Raw genomic sequence first — 223 nt, 5'->3', positions numbered from 1 at the left:
TCTGTACGGGTAAAACCTCCCAAATGATTTTTACCATACGTTCCAACAACCCTTCCCGATGTATCATACCAAATAAACGCAGACGACCAGCTGTCATTTTCAATATTCTTGATATAACTTGCTGTTGGAAGTGTTTTAGTACTTCGGACTGAGCTTAATCCGTTGGAAACAATCGTCGTTGCAACAGGTGCTAAAGTTGTCTGATTTTGTATTTGTGAAGGCT

1 protein-coding gene is annotated in these 223 nt (G+C 39.9%); it reads right to left on the bottom strand.

Annotation, left to right across the window (positions count from 1 at the left end; genetic code table 11):
- Positions 1–223, bottom strand: a 223-nt coding sequence (locus SB679_RS26680; RefSeq protein WP_410705483.1) for a hypothetical protein, incomplete at both ends; no start/stop codon positions are given.

It is taken from the genome of Chryseobacterium sp. SIMBA_029 (assembly GCF_046535275.1).
Classification (GTDB): Bacteria; Bacteroidota; Bacteroidia; order Flavobacteriales; family Weeksellaceae; genus Chryseobacterium.
Note: the sequence above shows the minus strand (reverse complement) of the source record. Positions and strands in the feature narration are given on the sequence as shown.